Origin of the sequence: Flavobacterium sp. UBA7663 (assembly GCF_002483315.1) — a bacterium.
Classification (GTDB): domain Bacteria; phylum Bacteroidota; class Bacteroidia; order Flavobacteriales; family Flavobacteriaceae; genus Flavobacterium.
This window is the reverse complement of record NZ_DLHR01000015.1, coordinates 67,746-83,923: the sequence shown is the minus strand read 5'-3', so window position 1 is coordinate 83,923 and position 16,178 is coordinate 67,746. Positions and strand designations below refer to the sequence as shown.

The 16,178-nt window shown below is 28.7% G+C and carries 16 protein-coding genes; 5 read left to right on the top strand and 11 right to left on the bottom strand.

The genetic code is table 11. The features are described 5' to 3' along the window. Nucleotides 1–4: 4 nt before the first annotated feature. From B2741_RS04965 to B2741_RS04945, 5 genes are all read right to left on the bottom strand, one after another. A complete protein-coding gene (locus tag B2741_RS04965) occupies nt 5–775 on the bottom strand; it encodes a CDP-alcohol phosphatidyltransferase family protein (protein ID WP_291135986.1) in 771 nt (256 codons plus the stop codon). Nucleotides 776–818: 43 nt separating this feature from the next. Beyond that, a complete protein-coding gene (locus tag B2741_RS04960; protein ID WP_291135984.1) occupies nt 819–1,838 on the bottom strand; it encodes a COX15/CtaA family protein in 1,020 nt (339 codons plus the stop codon). A 73-nt stretch (nt 1,839–1,911) separates the two neighbouring features. Next, a complete protein-coding gene (locus B2741_RS04955; protein ID WP_291135982.1) occupies nt 1,912–3,327 on the bottom strand; it encodes a CCA tRNA nucleotidyltransferase in 1,416 nt (471 codons plus the stop codon). Between the two features lie 25 nt (nt 3,328–3,352). Beyond that, nucleotides 3,353–3,736, bottom strand: coding sequence for a GxxExxY protein (locus B2741_RS04950; protein WP_291135980.1), 384 nt, complete (start codon nt 3,734–3,736; stop codon nt 3,353–3,355). A 35-nt stretch (nt 3,737–3,771) separates the two neighbouring features. Further along, entirely contained in the window at nt 3,772–4,341 is a 570-nt protein-coding gene (locus B2741_RS04945) for an L-threonylcarbamoyladenylate synthase (protein ID WP_291135978.1), read from the bottom strand. Between the two features lie 318 nt (nt 4,342–4,659). Here B2741_RS04945 and B2741_RS04940 point away from each other — a divergent pair, with 318 nt between their 5' ends. After that, the gene (locus B2741_RS04940; protein ID WP_291135976.1) at nt 4,660–5,931 is read left to right on the top strand and encodes a hypothetical protein; all 1,272 of its coding nucleotides are present in this window, start codon (nt 4,660–4,662) and stop codon (nt 5,929–5,931) included. A 27-nt stretch (nt 5,932–5,958) separates the two neighbouring features. Here the strand turns inward: B2741_RS04940 and B2741_RS04935 are convergent, their stop codons facing one another. After that, nucleotides 5,959–6,978, bottom strand: a complete 1,020-nt coding sequence (locus tag B2741_RS04935; protein ID WP_291135974.1) for a polysaccharide pyruvyl transferase family protein — start codon at nt 6,976–6,978, stop codon at nt 5,959–5,961. A gap of 51 nt (nt 6,979–7,029) precedes the next feature. Beyond that, nucleotides 7,030–8,127 (bottom strand): glycosyltransferase family 2 protein, encoded by a 1,098-nt coding sequence (locus tag B2741_RS04930; protein WP_291135972.1) that lies wholly within the window; start codon nt 8,125–8,127, stop codon nt 7,030–7,032. 156 nt (nt 8,128–8,283) lie between these two features. Between B2741_RS04930 and B2741_RS04925 the strand changes: the two genes are divergently transcribed. Continuing rightward, on the top strand, nt 8,284–9,417 hold the full coding sequence (locus tag B2741_RS04925; protein ID WP_291135970.1) for a glycosyltransferase: 1,134 nt from the start codon (nt 8,284–8,286) through the stop codon (nt 9,415–9,417). Here B2741_RS04925 and B2741_RS04920 read toward each other — a convergent pair. Both B2741_RS04920 and B2741_RS04915 read right to left on the bottom strand, forming a co-directional pair. Then, nucleotides 9,410–10,483 carry a glycosyltransferase gene (locus B2741_RS04920; RefSeq protein WP_291135968.1) on the bottom strand — a complete coding sequence of 358 codons (1,074 nt, stop codon included), beginning with the start codon at nt 10,481–10,483 and terminating at the stop codon, nt 9,410–9,412. The two genes, B2741_RS04925 and B2741_RS04920, sit on opposite strands and share 8 nt — an antisense overlap. Nucleotides 10,484–10,495: 12 nt before the next feature. Beyond that, nucleotides 10,496–11,392: a glycosyltransferase family 2 protein gene (locus B2741_RS04915; RefSeq protein WP_291135966.1), complete on the bottom strand. Its 897-nt coding sequence runs from the start codon at nt 11,390–11,392 to the stop codon at nt 10,496–10,498. 104 nt (nt 11,393–11,496) lie between these two features. Here B2741_RS04915 and B2741_RS04910 point away from each other — a divergent pair, with 104 nt between their 5' ends. Next, a complete protein-coding gene (locus B2741_RS04910; protein WP_291135964.1) occupies nt 11,497–12,603 on the top strand; it encodes a glycosyltransferase family 4 protein in 1,107 nt (368 codons plus the stop codon). Here the strand turns inward: B2741_RS04910 and B2741_RS04905 are convergent. Continuing rightward, nucleotides 12,598–13,395 carry a glycosyltransferase family 2 protein gene (locus B2741_RS04905; RefSeq protein WP_291135962.1) on the bottom strand — a complete coding sequence of 266 codons (798 nt, stop codon included), beginning with the start codon at nt 13,393–13,395 and terminating at the stop codon, nt 12,598–12,600. The genes B2741_RS04910 and B2741_RS04905 overlap by 6 nt on opposite strands. Nucleotides 13,396–13,460: 65 nt before the next feature. Here B2741_RS04905 and B2741_RS04900 point away from each other — a divergent pair, with 65 nt between their 5' ends. Continuing rightward, nucleotides 13,461–14,240, top strand: a complete 780-nt coding sequence (locus B2741_RS04900; protein ID WP_291135960.1) for a lipopolysaccharide kinase InaA family protein — start codon at nt 13,461–13,463, stop codon at nt 14,238–14,240. Nucleotides 14,241–14,264: 24 nt separating this feature from the next. Next, nucleotides 14,265–15,086, top strand: a complete 822-nt coding sequence (locus B2741_RS04895; protein ID WP_291135958.1) for a glycosyltransferase family 2 protein — start codon at nt 14,265–14,267, stop codon at nt 15,084–15,086. On the opposite strand, the gene B2741_RS04890 is transcribed toward B2741_RS04895, so the two are convergent. Continuing rightward, entirely contained in the window at nt 15,076–16,137 is a 1,062-nt protein-coding gene (locus B2741_RS04890; RefSeq protein ID WP_291135955.1) for a glycosyltransferase family 9 protein, read from the bottom strand. The genes B2741_RS04895 and B2741_RS04890 overlap by 11 nt on opposite strands. Between the last annotated feature and the right edge of the window lie 41 nt (nt 16,138–16,178).

Here is a 16,178-nt window from a genome sequence, read left to right as displayed (position 1 = left end):
AGAATTAATGTATACATGTTTTTCGAATTCCAATCAGAACAAAAATCAACAAAGAGTAAATGATAAAGAATGGAGCGATGAATTCAATCCATCCTAAAGGTAACATGAACGCAATTATTAATAATTGAAAACCTAATCCGTAAAGCGAAAGAGAAGTCATAAACCAATTGGGAAATGTTTTTACTTTATAAGCATCAGCATCTAAGAAGTGAATAATTTTATCGAATATGCTATATACTAAAGTGTAGATTCCAAATAAAATATTAACTGCTTGTTGTGTTTCACCAGGTAAAGCTTTTGGGGTTTTGTATTCGAAAATTTTACTCGTTGCATCGCCTCCAACTGATTTATTTCTCAAAATTACATAGTAATAATTGTAAAGCGTTCCTTGTAATTGAATGCTAATAAAAGCAAGTAATGCCAGCCAAACAGAAGTTTTAGAAACATAGCAAATTGACATCAGAAAAAGAAAATTCAAGATAATATCAAATACGCTATCTAAATATCTTCCCACGTAAGAAGGCGTGTTTTTTAATCGTGCTAATTCTCCATCAGCAGCATCAATTCCTGATTTTAAAACGATAAAAAAAGCAGCAGCGAAATAGGATTGGTTTAAAATACAATAAATTGCAAGTAAGCCGGAAATTCCAAATAAAAGCGTTACATGAATAGGTGTAAATCGTGTTTCTTTTAGTTGAAGTGCGAAAAACCTTCCAAAAGATCTTCCGTAGTCAGATAAATCTAAAAATTTATCCGAAGCATTTAATTTAGACATTTAAAATTAATAACAAAGAACTGTGACAATATAGTCGGTAACCTTATTTTGTGAATCTATGCAATGTAAACGTCATGGCAGTTAATAAAAAGAAAGCCATAATTTGATGTGCTAATCCTAACCAAAGCGGTACATGGAATAGCAAGGTAAAAATTCCTAAAATGAATTGTATAAATACAAAAACTAACAACGTTTTAACTCCGTTATCTTGTGTTTTGTCTAATGTAATTTTTCTACTTTTTATGAATAAATAAATGATTGAAAAAACTACAACATAAGCAAAAGTTCTATGAATGAATTGTACACCGCTTTTTCCTTCTGTGAATGATAAAAGTAAATTCGATTGTTCTAGTTGAATGCTTTCATGGAAAAATTGTCCATCGCTCATTAAAGGCCAATGATTGTGAATTAATCCTGCATTTAATCCAGCAACAAAACCTCCATAAATAATTTGAATGATTAGAATTACTAAAGCAATACGAGCAATTTTTCGTAATTCTAAAACTGGTAATTTTCTTTCTGGATAAATTAAATCTAAAGCCACCCAAAGTGTGTAAGCAAACGTAATAAAAGCAAACGTTAAGTGAATCGCTAATCTGAAGTGACTTACATCTGGCATGTCTTTTAAACCGCTAGCTACCATGAACCAGCCTAAAAATCCTTGAAAAGCACCCATTCCTAATAGAATGAAACATTTTTTAATGGTTTCGTTATCTAATTTTTTCTTAATTAAAAAGTAAACGAAAGGAATAATGAAAACCACACCAATAATGCGACCAATAAAACGGTGAAACCATTCCCAAAAGAAGATGAATTTGTAATCGTCTAATTGAAAATCTTTGTACTGATTTACTTTTTGATATTCTGGAAATTTCTTGTATTCTTCAAAGGCTTTAACCCATTTTTCTTCACTCATAGGAGGGAAGGTGTCGTTGATTAAATGCCAATCGGTCATGGATAGACCTGAGTTGGTTAAACGAGTAATTCCACCAACAGTTACCATGATAAATAACAAAACACATCCCGAAAGTAGCCAGTAAATAACTGATTTATTTGTTTTCATTTTTTTGATATTCAAAAAGCACTTCAAATTTACATAATGCGCATTTGAAAAGTGCTTTAACAGATTATAATTTTTATACTTTTTTTAATCCCATTTTTGAAGCTTTGTTTAAGACAAAATCCTTAGCCGCTTCATATTCATTTGGAATTTCGCCTTCTAAAATTGCTTCTTTAACTGCTTCTTTCAAAACTCCAATTTCTCTACAAGGTTGTAAACCAAATAATTCCATGATTTCTTCTCCTGAAATTGGTGGTTGAAACACACGAACGCGGTCTTTTTCCTCTACTTCTACAATTTTTTCTTTAACAATGTCGAAGTTTTTATGGTATTTCTGAAATTTCTTTGGATTTTTTGTGGTGATATCCGCTTTACATAAAGTCATTAAACTATCAATATCTTCACCTGCATCAAAAACCAAGCGACGAACTGCACTATCGGTAACAATATCTTCTGCAATTACGATTGGGCGCGAACTCATCATCACCATTTTTTGAACGAATTTCATCTTGTGATTCAAAGGCATGTGCAAACGCTCAAATATTTTTTTGACCATTTTCCCACCTAAAAATTCATGTCCATGAAACGTCCAACCTTGTTTTTTGTTGAATCTTTTGGTTGGAGCTTTACCAATGTCGTGTAATAATGCCGACCAACGTAACCAAACATCTTCAGTATTCGGGCAAATATTATCGACAACTTCTAGTGTGTGGTAAAAATTGTTTTTGTGCGTATGACCTTCCACTTCCTCTACATTATTTAAAGCCGTTAATTCTGGTAAAATAATATCTAATAAACCAGTTTGATACAAATGTAAAAATCCAATCGAAGGTTTTTCAGAAGCTAGAATTTTATGCAATTCATCTACAATTCGTTCGCCTGAAATAATGTTGATTCTATCTTTATTTTTTGAAATCGCTTCTAATGATTCTGATTCTATTTCAAAATTTAATTGAGTAGCAAAACGAATCGCTCGCATCATTCGCAACGGGTCATCGGAATAGGTAATATCTGGGTTTAAAGGTGTTTTGATGATTTTCTTTTTCAAATCTTCCACGCCATTAAAAGGATCAACTAAATCTCCAAAGCTTTCAGAATTCAATGAAAAAGCTAATGCATTTATCGTAAAATCTCTTCTTTCTTGGTCATCTTTCAAAGTGCCGTTTTCTACTAATGGATTTCGGCTGTCGTGTGTGTACGATTCTTTTCGAGCACCCACAAACTCCACATCAATGTCATCGTAACGCAACATCGCTGTTCCATAGTTTTTGAAAACCTGAACTTTTGGATGAAACGGAATGAGTTGAGAAACCTTTAATGCCAATTCAATTCCGCTACCAACAGCAACAATATCGATGTCTTTTTTATGGTCTCGTTTAAGTAAAATATCGCGAACAAAACCACCAATCACATAGCATTCCAAGTTAAGTTCTTGTGCTGCTTGTGAAATGATTTTGAAGATGTTATGTTCTAAATGTTGTTTGTAATTCATGATGATACCGCAGATTCGCAGATTTTTATTTTTTTGAAAGTACAACTCTTTTGTGTTCAAGTGATACAGAATTAAAATTAACTAAAAGTGCTAATTCATTTCCTGAAACTTTCAAATAATTTAAACATTGATTGTAATGAGCATTGTTAAAACAATCAACAGTTTTTATTTCTAATATTATTTCGTTAAAAACTACAAAATCAGCATAAAATTTATGTTTCAATACAGTATTTTTATAGTTTACTACGTATTCTTTTTCTCTTTCGTATGGAATGTTTGCTTGTTGAAACTCAAATTCAATGGCGTCTTTATATACAATTTCAGAAAATCCTTTTCCTAAATTTTTATGAACTTCAAATAGAACTCCAATAATTTGGTAAGTTTTGTCTTTATATAAAAAATCATCCATAATATTGTTTTAATCTGGGAATCAGCGGTGCTTTTTTATTTGCGAATCACTTTTACTCGGCTATCTAAACCTAATTTAATTATCGTAGAAGGATTTTTGCAAACTTTATCCTGGTGCAAATTTACTACATAGTCGACACCTTTTATAATTTCGGGACTAATTTCTTTGAAAGTTTTTGGTGTAAACATTCCCGATATATTTGCTGAAGTAGAAACTAACGGTTTTTTCATACGTTCCATAAGTTTAAAACAGAAAGGCTCGGTTACAATACGAACACCTAAAGTATTATCTTCGGCAACGATATTTTTGGCTACATTTCTAGGGTTATCTAAAATTAAAGTTGTTGGTTTTTCTGATAAATCTAAAATTTGCCAAGCTACTTCAGGAATTTCTTTGAAAACATTGTACATCATGCGTTCTCCGTTCATTAAAACAATCATGCTTTTGGTTTCTTCGCGTTGTTTTAAAGCATAGATTTTTTTTACGGCTTCTTCATTTGTAGCATCGCAACCAATTCCCCAAACAGTATCTGTTGGATATAAAATAATGCCGCCATTTTTAATGACTTCAAATGCGTTGTGTACTTCGGTGTTTATGTCTCTCATTTTAAAATTGTCTTTAATAAATAATAAAGGTAATTATTCAAATTTTAATTTTTTTACCCAAATATTTAGGTAAAAAAATCTATTCATATTTTTTTCTATTTCAAATAAAATTTCAAAAAAAACTAAGTGCTAAAATTGTTCACAAATTTACGATTACAAACAAACATATTCATCAAAAATATTTTATTATTATTACTTGAATGATGAATTGTACTTTTTTAGATATTCTTGTATTTAGAAATGATTTGAATTTTATTAATTTATAAATTTTAATATTGTAATCTCTATCTTTGAAACTTACAAGAAGTATTTAAAATAATGAAAAAATCAACAATTCAACTTCACGATATTAAGGTAGAAAATAATAAAGTAATTTATGACTACAGTTATAGTTCAGATTTAAAGATTTATTTTAAAAATAAAGAAAAGTTATATGTTACTTATGATTTTGAGGTAAGTGCTATTCCTAAAAGTATTTTAGCTATTCCTTGGTTGGCTAATTTTATTACTATTTCTTGGTTTTCGGGATGTACCATTATAATTGATGAAATTGATGATAATTTTTTAGAATGTTTAGAAATTTTAAAAAAAGGTTTTGCAGAAGAACATGTTGTAATTTTAGCAAAAAATTCAAATTTAATCGTAAATAAAAGTATAAAGAACACTTATGCTGTTGATAAAGAGGCAATGCTTTTTAGCGGAGGTTTAGATGCTTGGACTACTTTTTTAAAACATAAAGAAAAAAAATTAGATTTAATTACTATTCAAGGTTCTGATATTGAATTAGGAAACGTTGAGAAAATGGACTTGATAAGGAATTCTTATCATGAAAATTCTTTGTTGACTGGGTTGCCAGTGCATTTTATTGCTTCTAATTTTCGTGATTTTCATACCCGTCACATAGAAAAATTAATTTACTTTAATTATGTAGATTGGTGGACTATGGTGCAATTTGGTATTGTTTTAACCGCTTCAACAGCACCTTTAGCCTATTATTATGGTTTTTCAAATGTTTTTATTGCTTCTAGTCTTAATGAAAAAGAAGATATGATTTGGGGTTCTTCTAAATTAGATAATCATATAAAATTTGGAAATACAACCGTAACTCATGACGGACAAGAGTTTAATAGATTTCAAAAAACAGAATTTGTTATTAAACATGTTGATAGTTTGCATAAAACATTTCCATTAAGGGTTTGTTATAAACATAATTTTTCTGGTTTAAATTGTGGAAAATGTGCAAAATGTTTAAGAATGATTATCTCATTAATTTTAAAAAACAAAAACCCAAATGATTTTGGATTTAATGTTGACAAGGATGTATATAATTTTATTATTAAACAGCTAACTAATTCATCATTCGGTTTTAGAGAATATGCTTTTTGGCTAGAAATTGATTCAGAAATTAAAAACGATATTGAATTTTATGTTTTTGAAAATCAAAAAGAAGAGAAAGAAAAAATACTACATATAAGTTCATTATTTAATGAAATAAATGCAAATTTTCCTAGTAAAACATTTAAAATAAAACGATTAAAAAATAAAATGAGAAATAAATGGCTATATTGGAAAGTGAAAAATATCTTGTAAAAAGCTATAATCTATCCATTTTAAATTTTATTTTTTCATAAAGTTAATTGCTGTTTCTTTAATGTTATCTCTTATAACTTTAAAATCATCTTTATTTTTAAATGCTGATTTTAAATTAAATTTTTGGCCATTTTTTAATAAATCACAAGATAATCTATTTCCGTTTGTATGGATAATGTGGAAAAATTCTTTAATTCCATTTAGTCTACAAGAACTTACGTTGTGGTCGTTTGGAATGTCAATATACAACGTAGGAGTTCCTAAAGATAAACTTGGTAAGGCGCAGTGAATTCTAGATGTAACTACATATTTTGCCGAAGCATATTTTCTTAATAATTCTTCACCATAAGTAAATATTTCGGTATCATTATTAAATTTATTAGCAGGCATGTAATGTTTTACATAGATAGCTTTTTTTAAAACTTCATCATCAAATAGTTGTGAAAATGAACGATAAAAATCTAAAGTTTTTCTCCAACTTTTTTTGTTATTATATCTTATGTATCTGGAACGAATAACACTAATAGTATTAAATTTTGTTATCAATAAATACAAACGAATTAATTGATCTACCAAACCTCTCGCTTTTTTATATCTTGGATCAACAAAGTAAATATTATCGTTTTTTTCGTTTGAACTATATTTTTCTGATAATGTTAAGGTAAGACAACCTGTGTAATAACATTTTACTCCTAAACTTTCTAAAAACTCTAAAGTAAAGTAGTCTCTACATCCAACAGGTTCGTTTTTTTTATAAAAATTGACAACTTCTTCTTTTCTAAAATGGGAATGAACAGAAGTATTGATGTGATGCGAAACTAATAAAGGCGTTATTTTTTCTGATGGAGGAAAGTTTTCTCCATTCATTAGAAACCAACCATTCATTATTAGTTTCACTTGTTCTCCATCGTATTCATTTAAAGCTTCTCTACTAATTAAAATAGGATCTTGGTTGTTTAAAAATTGTTTAGCAGCTAAACTTTGAATGTAATCACCAATGTTTAATCCGTTATCTGTAAAATCATATTTTAATAAAGCTTCCTTCATGCTTAAGTTTTTTATTTTTTGTTCTGAGTGAAAATAGATAAATATTTTAAATTATGCTATTTTATAATAGTTGTTGTTTATTTTATTGAATGAATTTTGAAAAATAAATTTATATACTTTAAAAAGTAATTTTAAAATAAAATTTCTATTGCCATAAAAGTTTAATAGAAAAACTGATTTTTCATTTTTATAATTTATAATATAATTAAAGATAAAAATTTTTTTTTCAATTTTCTTATTTAGTTTAACAACCTTTCTTTCTACGATTGTTTTGTTAAAGCAAGTTTTTATTTTATCAAATGTTTCTTTTTTGTCAAGATTAGCACATCGATTAATTAATTCCAGCATTTGAATTTTTAAAAAAATGATATATACTCCAATCAAGTCCTTTGTTTTTTTGTTATTACATTTTAGATAGTACTTTTCATAAATTTGTTCAATTATCGTTATGTAATCAAAAATGTTCTTTTGTTTAATGTTTTTTGTTATTGCGGTGTTATTATTTATATTATAATAGTAAGTTGTTTTTTCTGAACAAAAAAAAGTATTAGCTAATAACATAGTTTCAAAATACCATAATACATCTTCATGCAAAATACCATTGTAAAAGAGCAAATCATTATTTTTTAAAAAATTCAAACGATACAAACGATTTTGCGCAATACAAGTTGTGCTTTTTTCAATCATATATTCAATTAAATTATCTTCAACATTATGAAGTAATTTATTTTTTGGCCATTCATTTAAAAGATGGCTAACTGGTTTAAATTCTTGACCATTTGTGCAAAGAGTTTGACCAACAACAATATCGATGTTTTTATTTGATTCAATAACATGAAATAAGTCAGTCAAAGCATTTTCGGGCATACTATCATCTGAATCTAAAAAGAATATATAATCACCCTTTGCGAGATTAATTCCGTAATTTCTTGTGCTTGATAGTCCTTTATTTTCTTGAGAAACAAAATGAAACCTATTATCGTTATTTATTTCATCATTAATAATTTTTTTACTCTTATCTTTACTTCCATCATCAATTATTATACATTCCCATTCGCCAAAGGTTTGATGTTTTATTGAGCTTATTGTGTTTTTTATAAATGATTCTCCATTAAAACAAGGGACAATAATCGAAATAGATGGTTTCATATTATGCACTATTTTAATCGAACAAATATATCATTATTTTTAAATATTAAATACTCGTGTTGAGTTCTAAAATTAACAATTATTATATTTACATTTATTTTACAAATGATACTAAATTTATTGAATGTAGTTTAATTAAAAATATGTAAACGCCTAATGAAAATACTTTATTTCTATCCTGAAAATCCGTTTGTTTTAAATCAAGGAAATAATGCCAGAGCATTTGCTTTGCTACAATATTTCAAAAGTAAGAATCATGAAATTGATTATATAGGAATTGCTTCAAAGTCATTTTCTGAAGTTGATTTAGAATCAATTAAAAAAGCTGATTTGATAGATAATGGCTTTCTTTTAAAAAAAGATAAACGTATTTCTAAAACTTTTGCTTACTTGTTTTCCTATGCAATCCCAAACAAATTAAAAGGAAGAATTAGAGATTTTGATAGAACAAGATTTGGTCATAAAACACAGTTTTCAAAAATTTTGAAAGACAATCAATATGATTACATTGTTATTTCGTATGCTTATTGGGCTGAATTAATTAGAAAAAATAAACATTTAAAAAATGCTAAGCTAATAATTGATACTCATGATTTTTTGACTTCGCAGTTTCAAAATCAAAAGCGATTTAACTTGGGTAAGTATTTTAACAAAGAAATTGAATTATTGAATTTGTTTCAAAAAGTTTGGGTCATTTCCTCAGATGAAAATTATATTTTTTCGCAATTTGTTTCAAGTGATGTAATCACGATTCCACATACTTTGGAAGCTAAATTTCAATTGAATAGTACAAAAAAATATGATTTGGTTTATGTTGCTAGTAGTAATGAACACAATGTGAAATCGGCAAAATGGTTTTTTGAAGAAGTTTATCCTAAATTAAATCCTAATCTGTCAATCTGCGTTGTTGGAAAGATAAATGAACATATTCCTGAACTTCCAAATGTTACTAAAATGCATTTTGTTGAAGATTTGAATCAAGTTTACAGCGAATCAAGAGTCGCAATTTGTCCAATGTTATCTGGGACTGGACTTAAAATTAAAGTGGTTGAAGCGCTTTCTTTTGGTTTGCCTGTTGTTTGTAATCCAAGAGGAATTGATGGATTAATAAACAAAACTAATAATGGATGTTTAGTAACAGAAGATGCTGCAATTTTTGCAAAATATATTGAACAGATGCTAACGGATGAATACTTTTACCAGCAACAACAAACATTGTCTAAAAATTTCTTTGTCAATTATTTATCAGTAGAATCGGTTTATTCAGCGTTAGATAACGTTTTTAAATAGATCGAATTACATTTCGCAAATGTTCTTTTGAAAATGGTTTTAAACTATCTTCACTCGCATTGCTTAATTTTTGCCAAAGCTCTTCGTTTTCATAAAGTTCAATAATTTTATTGGCAAATTCAGTAGAATGGTTGGTTATTATGGCATGATGATTATTTGTTAAATTCATCCCTTCTGCACCAATATCTGTTGTGATAACGGGTAAATAATATTCAAATGCTTGACCAATTTTACCTTTTACACCTGCACCATATCGCAAAGGAGCAACCATTAATTTACTATTCAAAAAGTAAGATTCAACATTCGGAACATAACCTAAAAATTCAAACATGGGATGTGAAATTCCTTTGATTTCTTCAGCAACATCTCCAATAATTTGCACTTTTATATCTTTATTAGTTTTCCAAACTTTAGGCATAACTTCATTGTAAAGAAAGTAAATAGCATCAATATTTGGGGTGTGTTTTGAACCTATAAATAAAATATTTTGTCTTTGGCTAAAAGTTGGAATTTCAGCTTTACTAACTTTTGGATAATGAATGTTTGAAATAGTAATTACTTTTTCTGGCGATACATATTTACTAATTAATTCTTTTTCTTTCTCAGAAATTGCAACAACAATTGAGGCATTCTGAATTAATTTAGTTTCAATTTTTTTGTATTTGAAATACCTTTTGTAATCCGAAATTTTAAACGGATTTAATAGTAGTGATCTTTTGTATCGTAAAAAATGAACATCTACCATATCATAGATGATTTTTGATTTAGGTAAATGCTGAGAAACAAAATTCAGATTTTTTTTAAATGAATTCGGACCATTAAACCAAACATAGTCAACATTTTTTAAAGATTGAATTTTCTCAATTTCTGAAACATTTAATATTGCAACACCAATCTCGGAGAAATAACACCAATATTTACTTCTAGAATCGTTTTCGTTAGTTAGAAAATAGCATTCAAAATTAGCGTTAAGAAACTCTTCAATAATCTCTTTTAATCGATTAGCTCCTGAATCTTTATCGAATGTTGGAAGACTGTTACTAACAAAAACAATACTTTTTTTCATTTTAAATTTTAATTATTTTTTTAGAAGCGAATGATTCAATTGACCACCTTTTATTAAAACTTTGAAAATATTCCAATATTCAGGTTTAAAAAAACTTCGGATAAAATATTTTACTATGAAAAACAATAAAATTAATTTATGAGCCCACCAACCATAATGTTTTTTGATAACGTAAAGTGTTGAAAGTTTTAATTCCGTCTTTATAGCAATCGATTTTTTTGTACTAGCGCCGTGAAAATGAATAAATTTAGCTTCCGGAATTAAATAAGCGTATTTGTTAATTTTTAATAATCTTTTGCAAATATCTGTTTCCTCTTGGTATAAGAAGATTTTAGTGTCAAATCCTCCAATTTTATCAAAATCTTCTTTTCTAAATACCATAAAACTTCCGCTAACAAATTGACCTCTTTGAGGTTTAGAATATATTTGTTTTCTTTTTGGATATCTTTTTGGGTTTATAAATTCTAGAAAAGCTCTTCCAAATAATTCTTTACTCGGTGAAGTAAAATGATCAATTGTAGGTAAAAAATCACCATTTTCTTTAAATGATTGTGGACTACAAACGCCATAACTAGGATTTGATTCCATTGCATTAATTAAAATAGAAAAACAATCGTTTTGTAGAAGAGTGTCGTTATTAACAAAGGCTAAAAACTTTCCATTAGCTTCAGATGATCCAACTGTATTTCCACCACCAAAACCACTATTTGTTGGATTTTTAATTAACTTTAAGTGATTGTATTTTTTTATTTGCTCTTCTAAGTTTTGGAGATCAGTAATTTCAGAACAATTATCAACAAGAATTATTTCGTAACTAACGCTATCAGAAATAGTGTTTACAATACTCTCTATACAATTTATAGTATATTTACTCGTATTGTAGTTAATTATTATTATTGATAAATCCATTTGTTGTTTACTATCGTAAGTTAAATAAAATGCAATTTTTTTATTTTAATTTTTAATTTATATAATTTTACAAAATCAATCAATCAAAATCAAAATCAAATTCAATGAAAATATTACATATATCTGGAGCAAAAGGATGGGGTGGCAATGAGCAACAGATGATGTATATTTTACCCGAATTAGAAAAAAATGAAGTTGAAAATTTAGTTTTTGGTATTGAAGATTCGGTATTAGAAAGTCAATGCGCTAAAAAATCAATTTCATTTATCGGCGTCAAAGATAGAAAATTAAATAAACTAAGAAATTATTCTTTACTAAAGAATGTAATTAAAGATTTTCATCCAAATATAATACACTTACATACAAGTGATTCGCTTACTTTTTATGTAATTGCAAAAATTCTATTTGGTATTAAAACCAAAACTGTTTTTTCAAAAAAAGGAATGGGAACTAGCAGTAGCTTCTTAAGTAATTTAAAATATAATTTTAAAGGACTAGCTTCAATTATTTGTGTTTCTAATTCTGTTAAAAGGGATTTAGGTAAAATTTTAAACGAAAAAGCAAAAAGCAAAACAGTAGTAGTTCACGATTGTGTTTCGATGGAAATATTAAATTTGAAACCGGTTTTAGATATAAGAGAAACCTACAAAATTGATTCAGGGCTTAAAGTTGTTGGAAATATAGCCAATCATTCCAATGCAAAAGATTTGCCAACGTTCATAAATGTTGTTGACGAAGTAGTTAATAAGCTAAACCGCAAAGACATTAAGTTTATCCAAATTGGCGAATTCACAAAAAATACGCCTGGATTAAAACAACTAGTAAAAGATAAAGGACTGGAAGATGTAATAATCTTCACAGATAAAATCGAGAATGCTTCTTCATTAGTTCCACAATTTGACACTTTTTTAATGACATCACAAAGGGAAGGCGGACCAACGTCTGTTTTAGAAGCCATGCTACTGGGAACTCCGGTTGTTTCAACTCAAGTTGGAGTGGTTCCAGATGTTATTCAAGATGGAAAAAATGGTTTCATTGCTCCAGTGAAAGATTTCAAGCAATTGGCTACTAGAGTTTTAACTCTCTTAGGTGATGAAAGCTTAAGGTCTGAGTTTGTTGTAAAAAGTAAAGCAATTATTCAAAATGATTTCAATGCAGAAAATATTGCTAAGCAAACAAAAGAAGAATACCTTAGAGTAATGAAACTATAAATACTGATTCACACCTTTTTCAACAAAAGTTATCTTTTTTTCTCTTACTTCATCTTCAATAGCATTGTTCAAATGAATGTGACTCTTGTCTTGTTCTTTATGGTAGATATGATAAGCAATTCCAACATTTTTTAATCGTTTTCCTTGAATTCCGATATTGTGAATACGTTGAATTAACTCAGAATCATCAACTCCCCAACCTACTAAACCTTCATTAAAACCATTTACTTTAATGAAATCTTCTTTCCAAAACGACATGTTACAACCTCTAAGTTTTGAAGAACGTTTGTCGTGAAGTTTAGCAGAATTCATAAAGAATGGAATTCGTAATGTTCTTCCACGTTTTTTAATTCCTATGGAAAAGAAATGAAACGAAGTAGTTTTGTTCTTGAAAATACTTTCTAAAATTGATTTTTGAATATTTACTCGTGAACCAAATAAATAAACCCCTTTTTCAGCATAAGTTAAATGATCTTTTACAAAATCAGGATGCATAATGATATCGCCATCAATTTCTACGATGTATTCGTATTTAGCTTGCGCAATGGCTTTATTCATGATTTTTGGCTTTTGATTGCCATTATCTTCATGCCAAACGTGAATTAACGGAACAGGAAATGATTTTTGAAAGCGCTCAATTAACAAACGAGTTTCCTCTTTTGAACCATCATCAGCAACAATTACTTCATTGGGTAAAACAGTTTGTTTAGTAATGCTTAAAAGTAATAATTCAAGCGCTTCGGGCCAATTATATGTTGGTGTAACTAAGGAACATTTTGGTAATTCTTTCATATTTGTTTGCTAAAATCATGTAAAAATATTCAATAAATTGGAATTATAACCAACAATAGCTACTTTTGAATAAAAAAAATATGCTAGCGCAGTATCATCCTAACTTCTCAAAATATAAAACTCAAATCGAAAATTGTATTACCCATTTTACATCATCTGGAAAAGATTTTGTTATTGGAAAACGAAATGCAATTAAACTTTTTGAATTGGGAAATGAAGTGATTAGCATAAAATCGTTCAAGAAACCTAACATCATTAATAAAATTGCTTATCGCTATTTTAGAAAATCAAAAGCGCGTCGTTCTTTCGAGTTTGCTTCTAAATTGATAGAAATGCAAATTGGTACGCCACAACCAGTAGCTTTTTTTGAAAATTATGATTTTATAGGATTAAAAGAAAGTTATTACGCTTGCGAACATTTGGAAAATGTATTTGAATTTAGGGAAATTGTTCAAAATGAAGCGTTTGAAAATAGAGATTTTATCATCCGAAAGTTTACCCAATTTACCTTTGAAATGCACGAAAAAGGTATTGAGTTTTTAGATCATTCACCTGGAAATACCTTAATTCGTAAAAATAATGACGGAAGTTATTCCTTTTTTCTAGTAGATTTGAATCGAATGAAGTTTCATGAAACTATCGATTTCAAAACCCGAATGAAAAATTTATCGAAAATCACGCACAAAAAAGACATGATTGCAGTGATGAGTAACGAATACGCAAAACTTTCAAACGGTGACGAAACTACTATTTTTGAAACTATGTGGGGTTTAACGGCCGATTTCCAATATCGCTTTCACCGAAAAAAAAGAATCAAAAAGAAATTAAAGTTCTGGAAAAAGTAGTATTTTTCACTTTTAATTCTTTACATGAAATTATCGGTAATTATCACCACTTACAATTCGGAAGAATGGCTTCAAAAAGTGCTTGTTGGATACAGTGTCCAAACCGAGCCAGATTTTGAGGTTGTTATTGCCGATGATGGTTCTACCGAAAAAACAAAAGCAATAATCGAATCTTTTCAAAGCCAATTTAAGTTTCCAATTGTTCATGTTTGGCAAGAAGATAATGGTTTTCAGAAATGTAAAATCTTAAATAAAGCTATTCTCAAAACCAATTCTGATTACTTGCTTTTTACCGATGGCGACTGTATTCCACGAAAAGATTTTGTTGCCCAACATTTAAAGTACCAAGAAGAAGGCTATTTTCTTTCCGGAGGATATTTTAAATTACCAATGGAAACGTCTCAGAAAATTTCATTAGAAAATATCCAAAAGCAAGATTGTTTTTCTATTTCTTGGTTGATAAAAAATGGCGTTTCCAAGACTTTTAAATTATCAAAGTTGACGAAAATTTCTCTTTTTGCCAATTTCATGAATTGGTTAACACCAACAAAGCGAACCTTCAACGGTCACAATACATCATGTTTTAAGAAAGATTTAGTTGTGGTGAATGGTTTTAATGAAGAAATGCAATACGGCGGTTTGGATAGAGAAGTAGGCGAACGTTTGTTCAACTTCGGAATTTTATCCAAGCAAATTCGTTACAGTGCCGTTTGTTTGCACTTAGACCACAAAAGAGGTTATGCTACGCCCGAAACTTGGGAGAAAAACAATACCATTCGCAATTTCAATAAAAAACACAATGTGACTTTTATTGAAAATGGTTTGTCGAAATATCTTAGCGAATAATCTCAAAAAAATCTTTCAATTTCTTTTTAATTAAGGCAATCGGATATTCTTCAAAATATTTGAATGTATTTTCTTTGATAAATTTTTCGTCAACTTCGGTATAAATTTCTGGTTTCAAATCTTTTAAATGGATTGAGATGTTTTTCTCATCTTCAAAAATTTGCCACGTTTCTTTATCAACACTTGGCGAAAACAAGGAAAATGTTGGAACAAATAATGCTTTTGCCATATTTACACTTCCGCCTTCGTTACCAATTAAAGCATCACATTGCGACAATAAACCTAAAAATGAACGTAAATCATTGGCATACAAATCAAAATAAATACGTTGTTGTGTTTCGGGAAGACATAAATCAAAGATTTTTTGAGCGTCTTCTTTTTGTTTCGGAATGTAGTTGAAGAGTAAATTCGCATCAGTTGTTTGAACCGTGAAATCTAACAATTCCGCCATTTTTTCAAACGGATAGGTTTTGTACCATTCGCTACCTAAAATCCCAATCATAAAAGTGGGTTTGTCGGTTTTTAAAGGAAATTTTGATAGCATTTCCTTTGCTTGATTAATTTCCAAATCCGTTAAAAAAACTTTTGGTTTATAATCGGTAATTTCTTCCTCAATAAGTGGTTTTAGTAAACGTAAACGATTAATAATTGCCAATCCAATATCCGATTTTGTGCCGTTTTTTAGTCGTTCAATATTATAGTTATAAAAAATATTAGAGTAGCCTTTCTTGTACGAGATTTTATATTTTGCACCAGAAAATAAAGTGATTAAATTGGTTTCCAACTTACTGTAAGCATCAATCACCGCATCATATTTGGTGCTTCTAATTTTGAAAATAAATTGAAAAAGGGAAAGATAATTTTTTCGCACTTTTTCTTCCAAAACAATAATATTATCAATGTTTGGATTGTTTTTTAGTACATCAACACAATTGGCGTAGCACATGTAGTCCACTTGCGCATCCGGATATTTTTGCTTTAAATTATTGGATAGAATAGTTGAGGTTAGTACGTCTCCAATTCGCTTTTGCTGTATGACTAAAATTTTCATTTTTGATAAAATATTTGGCTAAAATACACTGATTTTGAAAC

Bases quoted from the DNA above. Each gene is read 5' to 3' on its own strand.
- B2741_RS04940 (WP_291135976.1), top strand. From the start codon at position 4,660: ATGAAAAAATCAACAATTCAACTTCACGATATTAAGGTAGAAAATAAT.
- B2741_RS04945 (WP_291135978.1), bottom strand. From the start codon at position 4,341: ATGAGAGACATAAACACCGAAGTACACAACGCATTTGAAGTCATTAAA.
- B2741_RS04930 (WP_291135972.1), bottom strand. From the start codon at position 8,127: ATGAAACCATCTATTTCGATTATTGTCCCTTGTTTTAATGGAGAATCA.
- B2741_RS04960 (WP_291135984.1), bottom strand. From the start codon at position 1,838: ATGAAAACAAATAAATCAGTTATTTACTGGCTACTTTCGGGATGTGTT.
- B2741_RS04910 (WP_291135964.1), top strand. From the start codon at position 11,497: ATGAAAATATTACATATATCTGGAGCAAAAGGATGGGGTGGCAATGAG.
- B2741_RS04890 (WP_291135955.1), bottom strand. From the start codon at position 16,137: ATGAAAATTTTAGTCATACAGCAAAAGCGAATTGGAGACGTACTAACC.
- B2741_RS04965 (WP_291135986.1), bottom strand. From the start codon at position 775: ATGTCTAAATTAAATGCTTCGGATAAATTTTTAGATTTATCTGACTAC.
- B2741_RS04935 (WP_291135974.1), bottom strand. From the start codon at position 6,978: ATGAAGGAAGCTTTATTAAAATATGATTTTACAGATAACGGATTAAAC.
- B2741_RS04955 (WP_291135982.1), bottom strand. From the start codon at position 3,327: ATGAATTACAAACAACATTTAGAACATAACATCTTCAAAATCATTTCA.
- B2741_RS04915 (WP_291135966.1), bottom strand. From the start codon at position 11,392: ATGGATTTATCAATAATAATAATTAACTACAATACGAGTAAATATACT.
- B2741_RS04905 (WP_291135962.1), bottom strand. From the start codon at position 13,395: ATGAAAGAATTACCAAAATGTTCCTTAGTTACACCAACATATAATTGG.
- B2741_RS04925 (WP_291135970.1), top strand. From the start codon at position 8,284: ATGAAAATACTTTATTTCTATCCTGAAAATCCGTTTGTTTTAAATCAA.
- B2741_RS04920 (WP_291135968.1), bottom strand. From the start codon at position 10,483: ATGAAAAAAAGTATTGTTTTTGTTAGTAACAGTCTTCCAACATTCGAT.
- B2741_RS04895 (WP_291135958.1), top strand. From the start codon at position 14,265: ATGAAATTATCGGTAATTATCACCACTTACAATTCGGAAGAATGGCTT.
- B2741_RS04950 (WP_291135980.1), bottom strand. From the start codon at position 3,736: ATGGATGATTTTTTATATAAAGACAAAACTTACCAAATTATTGGAGTT.